At 70.3% G+C, this 9,472-nt stretch carries 7 protein-coding genes; 3 read left to right on the plus strand and 4 right to left on the minus strand.

Annotation, left to right across the window (positions count from 1 at the left end; translation table 11 throughout):
* Positions 1 to 69: 69 nt before the first annotated feature.
* Entirely contained in the window at positions 70 to 1,107 is a 1,038-nt protein-coding gene (locus ACSW7Y_RS13800; RefSeq protein ID WP_438126828.1) for an LLM class flavin-dependent oxidoreductase, read from the minus strand.
* A gap of 449 nt (positions 1,108 to 1,556) precedes the next feature.
* Between ACSW7Y_RS13800 and ACSW7Y_RS13805 the strand changes: the two genes are divergently transcribed.
* Positions 1,557 to 2,531, plus strand: coding sequence for a TerC/Alx family metal homeostasis membrane protein (locus ACSW7Y_RS13805; protein ID WP_438126834.1), 975 nt, complete (start codon positions 1,557 to 1,559; stop codon positions 2,529 to 2,531).
* Here ACSW7Y_RS13805 and ACSW7Y_RS13810 read toward each other — a convergent pair.
* Entirely contained in the window at positions 2,418 to 3,800 is a 1,383-nt protein-coding gene (locus tag ACSW7Y_RS13810; protein ID WP_438126829.1) for a lipopolysaccharide biosynthesis protein, read from the minus strand. The two genes, ACSW7Y_RS13805 and ACSW7Y_RS13810, sit on opposite strands and share 114 nt — an antisense overlap.
* A gap of 364 nt (positions 3,801 to 4,164) precedes the next feature.
* Entirely contained in the window at positions 4,165 to 5,829 is a 1,665-nt protein-coding gene (locus tag ACSW7Y_RS13815) for an HAD family acid phosphatase (RefSeq protein WP_438126830.1), read from the minus strand.
* Positions 5,830 to 6,027: 198 nt separating this feature from the next.
* On the opposite strand from ACSW7Y_RS13815, the gene ACSW7Y_RS13820 reads away from it, so the two are divergent.
* Positions 6,028 to 6,426, plus strand: a complete 399-nt coding sequence (locus ACSW7Y_RS13820; protein WP_438126831.1) for a hypothetical protein — start codon at positions 6,028 to 6,030, stop codon at positions 6,424 to 6,426.
* Between the two features lie 178 nt (positions 6,427 to 6,604).
* A complete protein-coding gene (locus tag ACSW7Y_RS13825; protein ID WP_438126832.1) occupies positions 6,605 to 8,554 on the plus strand; it encodes a potassium transporter Kup in 1,950 nt (649 codons plus the stop codon).
* A gap of 48 nt (positions 8,555 to 8,602) precedes the next feature.
* Here ACSW7Y_RS13825 and ACSW7Y_RS13830 read toward each other — a convergent pair.
* Positions 8,603 to 9,472 (minus strand): DUF808 domain-containing protein (locus ACSW7Y_RS13830; RefSeq protein ID WP_438126833.1); only part of this gene is annotated, 870 nt, incomplete at its 5' end.

Raw genomic sequence — 9,472 nt, forward strand, 5'->3', positions numbered from 1 at the left:
CGTCCGACGCGTGTCGTGCCTCCAGGCCGTTCCCTGGTCTGCCCGCGGTGGCCGCGCGTCCTCCTCGGCTCAGCCCGGTGACGCGCCGTTCGACGCCGGACGCCACCCGAGCGCCGGACCGAGGTGCTCGGCGACGTCGCTGACGATCTGGGCGTAGTCGTCCGCCTCGAAGGAGAACGGGAGCGCGAAGGCGACCTCCGTGGCGACCTGGTACCCGGCGTCCGCGCGCAGGCGGTCGGCGATCTCCGCGGACGTGCCGACGAGGTCGGCGGCGAACAACAGACCGGCGGGGCCCTGCGGCACGCCGACGCGACCGGACCGGGCCTCGGCGTAGGCCCGGTACCGGGCGACCTGCTCGGGTGATGCGCTGTCGGTCGGGATCACGACGAGGCCCTGCGAGACCCGCGCGGCCGCGGGGTCGGGGTGCGCCTCGAGGTACGCCTCGACCTGGGCGCGCTGGTTCGCGGCGAAGTCGGTGCCCACCTCGCTCCGGGTCACGCTCGACGTGAGCAGGTGGAAGCCGTTCTGCGCGGCCCAGACCGCGGATCGCGTGCTGCCCGTGCCGTACCAGAGCCGGTCGGCCAGCCCGACACTGTGCGGCTGCAAGGAGGTGTCGAACTCCTCGATGCCCCGCCGCTCGGCGGTGCTCGTCACCGGGTCGCCGCGGACGAGGTCGCGGAACCGCAGGAGTCGGGCCTCGCTGAAGTCCTCGAGCTCGGCGGTGTCGGGGTGGATCGCCTCTCGGTAGAGGTCGTAGTTCATCGGCTTCCCGGACGAGAAGCCGGGCTGCAGTCGACCGCCGAGGAGCACGTCGACCGTGCCGAGGTCCTCCGCGAGCCGGAACGGGTTCTCGGCACCGATGGGCGTCACGGCGGTGCCGAGGGCGATGCGGGAGGTGCGCTGCGACGCGGCCGCCAGCAGCGCGACGGGGGAGGAGATGCCGTGCTGCAGGTGGCGGTGCCGCAGCCAGGCGCTGTCGTAGCCGAGGGCCTCCGCGCGCTCGATCACACGGAGGGTGTCCTCGTGGCCGAGCGCCGGCCGTGCCGGGTCGAACGACCCGATCGTGAGGAATCCGAGTCGTCCGAGGGGTTCACCGTCGCGGGGCATGCGTCGATCGTCGCAGAGACGGCTCGGGTGCACCGGGTGGACGGTGTGGCCCCCGTTCTGGGTAGACAGATCGGTTTGTCGGCACTTCGGCGGACCGCTAGAGTCGTGGCAGACGAACCGCACCCGACCGGTCCGACCCGAACGCACCGGGGTTCGTCATCGCGATGCCGTCCCGGCCCTCGAGCCACCCTGCTCGGGCCGGGACGCCGCTCGCGCACCGCCCGGCAGGTATCCACTCGTGCGAGGTCCGTCGCGCGGCGTCCGCGCACCGCCCGGCAGGTATCCACTCGTGCGACGTCCGTCGCGCGGCGTCCGCGCACCGGACCTGAACGATTGCACGGGTAGGATCGCGCAGGTGCCGGACGGCCCACCAGCCGGGTGGACCGGGAGGTCGGCCACGGAAGGATCGTCGCGTGCCGGACCTGCCCATCGCGTTCGAGATCGGGTCGATGGTCGTCGTCGTCGCGATCCTGCTCGCGGACCTCGTGATCGTCTCGCGCCGCTCGCACGAGCCCACGATGAAGGAGTCCGGGCTCTGGGTCGGCTTCTACGTCGTCCTGGCGCTGCTGTTCGCCCTGGCGATGCTGGTGTTCGCCGGGGGAGACGCCTCGGGCCAGTTCCTCGCGGGCTGGCTGACCGAGTACAGCCTGAGCATCGACAACCTGTTCGTCTTCGTCATCATCATGGCGCGGTTCGCCGTCCCGAAGCCGATCCAGCAGGCCGTGCTCATGATGGGCATCATCATCGCGCTGGTGCTCCGCGGGGTCTTCATCCTGCTGGGTGCCCGTCTGATCGAGGACTTCTCCTGGATCTTCTACCTGTTCGGTGCCTGGCTGATCTGGACCGCGATCCAGCAGGTGCGAGAGGACCACGACGACGAGGACCAGGAGGACAGCTTCATCGTCCGACTGCTCCGCCGACGGGTCCGGGTCACCGACACGTACGACGGCATCCGGCTGCGCACGCACGTCGACGGGCAGCGGCACTTCACGCCGATGCTCGTGGTGCTCGTCGCGATCGGGACCACCGACCTGCTCTTCGCGCTCGACTCGATCCCGGCGATCTTCGGCATCACCGAGAGCGCGTTCATCGTCTTCACCGCGAACGTCTTCGCGCTCATGGGCCTGCGGCAGCTGTACTTCCTGCTCGGTGGGCTGCTCGAGAAGCTGGTCTACCTCAAGTACGGCATCGCCCTGATCCTGGCCTTCATCGGCGTGAAGCTCGTGCTGCACGCGCTGCACGAGAACGAGCTGCCGTTCCTGAACGGCGGCCAGCACGTCGAGTGGGCCCCGGAGATCGGGACCTGGACGTCACTCGCGGTGATCGTCGTCGCGATCGGCGGGGCGACCCTCGCGAGCCTCGTCCGGATGCGGCACGACGACGCCGCGCATCGCCCCGCCGAGCGCGGGCCCGTCGAGCGCTGACACGGCCGTCGGCCCGGTCTCCACGGCCGTCCGTCGCAGGCCCAGCGCGACGACCGCCACGAGGTTCACCGCGCTGCCGACGAGGAACCCGGTGCTGCCCGCGGCGACACCCGTCGCGGGGGCGAGCGCAGCCATGAGCACGACGCCGACCACGAACCCGGCGACCGATGCGAGCGCCACCTGCCGTGACCGTCCCGCCGCCAGCAGCAGGGCCGCGGGGACGAGCGACGTCGTGAACACCCAGACGCCGAGCACGAGGTACCGGAGGTCGGCGACGGCAGCGACGCCCTCGTCCGGGTAGAACAGCGGCAGGTACCAGTCGGCGAGCAGCGCCACCAGGCCGAAGAGCACGGCGGTCAGGGCGCCGAAACCGACGACGAAGCGGAGCGTCCTCGGCGCGCGGAGGGACGATGCCGCCCCCCGGTGCGCGAACGCCGGGACGACCACCTGCGCCACGGCCTGGCCGACCATCGACGCGGGTGTGGCGAGCGAGAACGCCGCCGCGTACACGCCGGCGTCGTGGGGCGTCGCGGTGACCTGCGCACTGATCATGCTGAGCTGCAGCAGCCCGTTCGTGGTCAGGCCGGCCAGGACGTTCCAGGCCGCGAACCGGAGCAGCCCGTCGGTGGGTTCGGACCCGGTGACGGCGCCACCGCCGCTCGCCGCCGTTCCGCGCGGCCAGCAGGCCACGGCGAACACCGCGTAGCCCACGCCGAGCGGCAGGAGGACGAACGGCCCCGCCCGCGTGACGCACGCGAGGACGAGCAAGCCGAGGGTCAGCAGGCTGGTCAGGCCGTCCCAGGCGGCGACGCGCCGCGGCCGGTCGTAGCCCAGCTGTGCCCCGCGGGCGTAGGCGTAGAGGCCGTAGCCCACCACCACCGCGACCCCGCCGACGACGGTGCCCGGGCCGTTCCCCCACGCGAGGGCGACCGGGACCGTGACCGCGGCGAGGACGAGCGAGGAGACGAGCATCGACGCGCCGAGCAGTCGAGTGACGGCGGTGTCGGAGCGCCCCGCGCGCATCGCGATCGCGAGCGACCGGGACGCGGTGTTGCCGGCGGCGGTCGGCCAGAGGAGCGCCGCGAAGACGCCGAGCGACAGGAGCGCCGACGACTGGCCTAGGGCTTCGGTACCGAAGACCCGACCGATGACGACCGTGGCGAGCAGCTTCGTCGCCCCCTGGACGCCGATGCCGACCGTCGAGAGGACCGCCGCGGAGGCGACGCCGGACCGGGAGGTCACGGCGGCGGTCGTCGGATCGCTGCTCACGAGTACTGGAGCGTACCGATCACCGCCCGGGAGTCAGCGGCGCGGTGAAGGGGATTCAGCAGCCCGAGCCCGCGGATCCGCGGCGCGGGTGCCTCAGCGTCGTCGTCGGCTGGACAGCAGCCCGCCGAACACGACGGCCACCGCGACGCAGAACATGATGAGCGTGGGGACGTCGAAGCCGTCCAGGTTCATGGTGTCTCCTCCAGGTCGCCCCTGACGATATGCACCGGGGCCTGTGGGCGACGGGTGCTTCCGACACTGCGCCTGAAGAAGCGTCGAGCGTCGCTCGCGACGCGACCCCGGAACGGACTGGAGGCACGGTGCCAGCTGGCACCGTGCCTCCCGTCCCACCGCTGGTCGCGGATCAGTGCAGGTAGTACCTCGGGTTCGGCAGCGTCACGCTCCGGTCGGCGGAGCCGCCGATCAGGTCGCTGTACTGGTCACCGAAGTTCGCCACGATGTCGTACCGACCGCCGGACCGGGACTCGATGTGCGCCCGGGTCTGCGACTTGTACTCGATCGTGGTGCACTTGGCGGTCGCGCAGGAGATGTACGACGGCTGCTGCGACGTGCCCGTGCCGGTCCACTTCGTGTAGTACGTGCGGTTGCCGTCCTGCTCGGCGGCGAACTGCGGGTAGCCGACCTTCTGCAGGTTCTCGATCGTGGCGGTCTGCTGCGCCTCGTTGCGACCGGTGAGCCCGATGATCGTGCAGCCGGAGCGCTCCGCGACGGACACGAGCGAGGTCATCGACGGGGTGGCCGGGAAGCGCTCGTCCTGCACCCACTCGTCCTGGAGGGCCGGGTCGAACACGAAGTGCATGTCCGCGACCTCCATGTCGTACGTCCAGAGCGTGGTGTCGTCGGCGTCGAGGACGATCGCCGGGTTGCGGTGCTGCTTCGATGCGACGAAGCACTGCGCGGCGACGAGCGGCGCCTGCTTCCGCACGACGGCCCGCATCTCGCGGATGTACGGGCTGTCGGTCTTGTTCGCGATCCCGGTGCCGGGGTCGCCGTAGTACGTGGCGATCGTCTTCTTGACGGAGTCGATGTTCGGGATGCCCTCGCCGCCCTGGGTCGCACCGGACGAGCCGTCGGCCGCCATCCGGAAGTGCGTGCGCGGTGCGAGCCGGGGCTCGCTGACGCCGGGCAGGTCAGCCGAAGGCAGGTAGTAGGTCGGGTTGGGCAGCTTGACCTGCTCCTCGGCGTAGCCGCCCTGCAGGTCGGACCACTGGTCGCCGAGGTTGTCGACGATCGTGTAGCCGAGGTCCTGCTCGATGTGCTTCCGGGTCAGGGCCTTGTACTCGACCGTCGTGCACGACGCCGCGGCGCACTGCACGTAGGAGGGCTGCTGCGAGGCGCCCTTGCCGGTCCACTTCGTGAAGTAGTGGTCGGACGTGAAGCCCTGGTAGCCGACCTTCTCGAGGTTCGCGAGGGTCGCGGCCTTCTGGTCGTCGTTGCGACCGGTCAGCCCGAAGATCGTGAAGCCCATGGCCTTCGCGGTGTTCACGTACGAGACCATCGCGGGCACGGCGGGGAACCGCTCGTCCTGCACCCAGACGTCCTGCTCGGCCGGGGTGAACACGAAGTGCATGTCCCCGACCTCCATGTCGTACGTCCACAGCGTGGTGTCGTCGGCGTCGAGGACGATCGCGGGCTTCTGGTGGTGCGCGACGGCTCGGCGGTACTCCCCGCGGAGCTCCTTCGTCTGCTTCGCCATGATCGACCGCATCTCGCGGATGTACGGGCTGTCGGTCTTGTTCGCGATCCCGGTGCCGGGGTCGCCGTAGTACGAGGCGATCGTCTTCTTGACGGAGTCGATGTTCGGGATGCCCTCGCCGCCCTGGGTCGCACCGGAGGAGCCGTCGGCCGCCATGGTGAACGAGGTGCGCGGGGTGAGCTGGCCGTCGTGGTGGCCGGGGTCGTGCGCGGGGTGCGCGCTGGCGGAGAACGAGCCGGTCAGGACGGAACCGGCGACGAGCGCTGCCGTGGTCGTGGTGACGAGCACGGCGCGGCGGATCGGGAAGGGCATCGGTGTCGCTTTCGATCGGGGATTGACCCTCGAAGGGGGCACGACGACGCTAGCTGGGAATCCGCCCAGAAGCCAGTACCGATCCGGTACTTCCCAGGCCGTCCGGACGGTTTCCGGACCGACCCGGACAGGCGAGCGCTTCGTCTGTACGTTGTCGGGAAGATCGCTGAACGGCGGTCGATGCAGAGGGAGCACACCATGGCCAACACCACGTCGGGTCGTCCGACGACCGTCACCGTCTCGTTCATCATCTGGCTGGTGGTGATCCTGGCGAACATCCTGTCGGGCATCATCGGACTGGTCTCCGGCGGCAGCGCGGCAGCTGCCCAGGGCGTCGGCACCGCTCCGCTCGTCGGCGGTGCGATCTTCGCCTTCATCCTGGCGATCGTCGAACTGATCATCGTCTTCAAGATGCGCGACGGCCGGAACTGGGCGCGCATCGTCCTGCTCGTCATCGCGATCCTCCAGGTCATCGGCGTCGGCGTCGGCGCGGCCTCGGGTGGCAACGCGTTCGGTTGGATCGGTGGCATCGCGGTCATCGTCGCGACGATCCTGATGTTCGTCGGCGGCGCGAACGGCTACTTCCGCCGTCGCTGACGCGACCACGTCCTGACGGGAGGCGCGGTGCCGGCTGGCACCGCGCCTCCCGTCCGTCGGCCCGGTCGCAGCGCGGCATCCGGCCGTCCATGTGCGCACGCTGCGAGCGGCGGACCCCGCTCGGTGCGAGGATGATCCGCGGCCGTCGCCCGGACGACCAGTGACGGAAGAGACGACGGTGACCGAGACCCGCGCTCACACACCCGCGACCGACACCGCCGAGGACGGCGGACACGGTCCCGCGAAGGGCGTCGCCGCGCTCGCCCTCGCCGCCCTCGGCGTGGTGTTCGGCGACATCGGTACGAGTCCGCTCTACGCGCTCCGCACCGTCTTCACGATCGACGGCGGGATCGTCAAGGCGAACCAGGAGGACGTCTACGGCGTCATCTCGATGATGTTCTGGAGCGTCACGGTCATCGTGTCGATCAAGTACGTCCTCGTCCTCATGCGCGCGGACAACAACGGCGAGGGCGGCGTCATGGCCCTCGCGGCGCTGGCCCGACGGCTCTACGCCAAGCGGCGGGGCGGGGCGACGATCTTCCTCGTCATCGGCATCGTCGGGGTCTCCCTGTTCTACGGGGACTCGGTGATCACCCCGGCGGTCTCGGTCCTCTCGGCGGTCGAGGGCCTGCAGACGGCGGCCCCGAGCATCGAGCACCTCATCGTGCCGATCGCGGCCGTGATCCTCATCGTGCTGTTCGCGGTGCAGCGGTTCGGGACGGGCAAGGTCGGCAACCTCTTCGGGCCGGTCATGCTCCTGTGGTTCGTCGTCATCGCGGCGGCCGGGGTGCCGCACATCCTCGCGCACCCCGGAGTGCTGCAGGGACTCTCGCCGACGTGGGCGATCTCCTTCCTCATCGCGCACCCGTACATCACGTTCGTCGCGATGGGCGCCGTGGTCCTCGTCATCACCGGTGCCGAGGCGCTCTACGCCGACATGGGGCACTTCGGCCGGAAGCCGATCCTCCGCGCGTGGTTCTTCGTCGTGTTCCCGGCGCTCGTGCTCAACTACCTCGGGCAGGCGTCGCTCGTGCTGAGCGACCCGTCGGCTGCGAAGGACCCGTTCTTCCTGCTCTTCCCGAGCGGGCTCCAGCTCCCCGTGGTGATCCTCGCGACCGCGGCCACCGTCATCGCCAGCCAGGCCGTCATCTCGGGAGCGTTCTCGCTCAGCCGGCAGGCCGTGCAGCTCGGACTCCTGCCGCCGCTGACGATCCGCCAGACCTCGCGCGAGGAGGGCGGGCAGATCTATCTCCCGGCGGTGAACCTCCTGCTGTTCATCGGCGTGCTCGCGGTCATGCTCACCTTCCGGTCGTCGGCGAGCCTCGCGACCGCGTACGGCGTCTCCGTCACGGGTGCGCTGGTCGTCGACACCCTGCTCCTGCTCCTCGTCGTGAAGCCGCTCTGGCAGTGGGCGACGTGGAAGCTCGTCCTCGCGGCGGTGGCGTTCGGCGGCCTCGAGCTGACGTTCCTCGCCGGCAACCTCTCGAAGATCGTGCACGGCGGTTGGGTGCCGCTCCTCATCGCGCTCGCGGTGATCACGCTCATGACGACGTGGCGACGCGGGCGGCAGCTCGTGCAGGAGGAGCGCAAGGAACGCGAGGGCTCGCTCGCCGACTTCATCGAGAAGATCAACACGAAGGGCATCCCGCGGGTGCAGGGAATCGCGATCTTCCCGCACCCGAACAAGGAGACGACGCCGCTCGCCCTCCGCGCCAACGTCGAGCACAACCACGTGGTGCACCGGACCGTCATCATCGTGTCCGTCATCACCGCGAACGTGCCGCACGTGCCGCACGCGAAGGCGTTCTTCCGCGACGACCTCGGCTACGAGGACGACGGCATCGACCACATCACCATCAAGTTCGGGTTCTCCGACGACCAGGACCTCCCGCGGGCACTGCACGCCGCGTGCCTGGCCGAGGTGCTGGAGCTCGACCCGGACGACATGGCGAAGGCGTCGTACTTCATCTCACGCGGAGCGCTCCGGCCGCAGCCGGGGAACCGCGGCATGGTCAGCTGGCGGAAGAAGCTGTTCGTCGGACTCGCGCACAACGCGGCGGACCCGGCGGCGCGGTTCGGCCTGCCGGCGCAGCGCACCGTGACGATGGGCAGCGACGTCGAACTCTGACGCGGGCCGCGGCCGCCCGGGGTCGGCTTCCGCCTCGGGCCGGTCCGCTCAGTGCGTGCGGTCGCGCAGCCGTCCGATGCCGAGGACGATCCCGACGACGACCATCCCGAGCGCGAGCCCGAACACGGCCGAGATCGCCGTGTCGACGACCCACGTGAGGACGGGTCCGGTCGCCTCGATGCCGTGCTCGACGGCGTGCAGCAGGTCGTACGGGCCGTGCCAGAACGTCTCGGCCAGGTTCTGGATCACCAGGTGCCCACCGACCCAGAGCATCGCCACGGTGCCGACGACCCCGATCACCCGGAAGACGGTCGGCATCGCCCGGACCACGCGGGCCCCGGCGCGACGGGTCGAGCGGGACGGGTTCTTCATCATCTGCAGGCCGATGTCGTCGATCTTGACGAGCAGCGCCACCGCACCGTAGACCGCGATCGTCATCACCAGGCCGATGACCAGCAGCGCGCCGACGGTCGGCCAGAAGCCGAGGTCGGGGTCGAGGCCGGCGAGGGCGATGAGCATGATCTCGGTGCTCAGGATGAGGTCCGTGCGGATCGCCCCGAACACGAGCTTCGGCTCCGTCGTGGGGGCTTCGGCGTCGGCCTCGTGGTGGGTGCCGAACCACTCGGTGACCTTCTCGGCGCCCTCGAAGCACAGGTACGTCCCGCCGATGAGGAGCAGCCACGGCAGCACCCACGGCGCGAACGCGGACAGCAGGAGCGCGAGCGGGATGATGATGACGAACTTGTTGAACAGGCTGCCGAGGGCGATCCGCCCGACGACCGGCAGTTCGCGAGCGGGCGCGACGCCCTGGACGTACTGCGGGGTGACGGCAGCGTCGTCGATGACCACACCGGCGGTCTTCGCGCTGGCCTTGAGCGCGGCGGACAGGATGTCGTCGACGACCGCGAGCAACCCCAC

Origin of the sequence: Curtobacterium flaccumfaciens (genome assembly GCF_051548005.1) — a bacterium.
In the GTDB taxonomy this organism is placed as follows: domain Bacteria; phylum Actinomycetota; class Actinomycetes; order Actinomycetales; family Microbacteriaceae; genus Curtobacterium.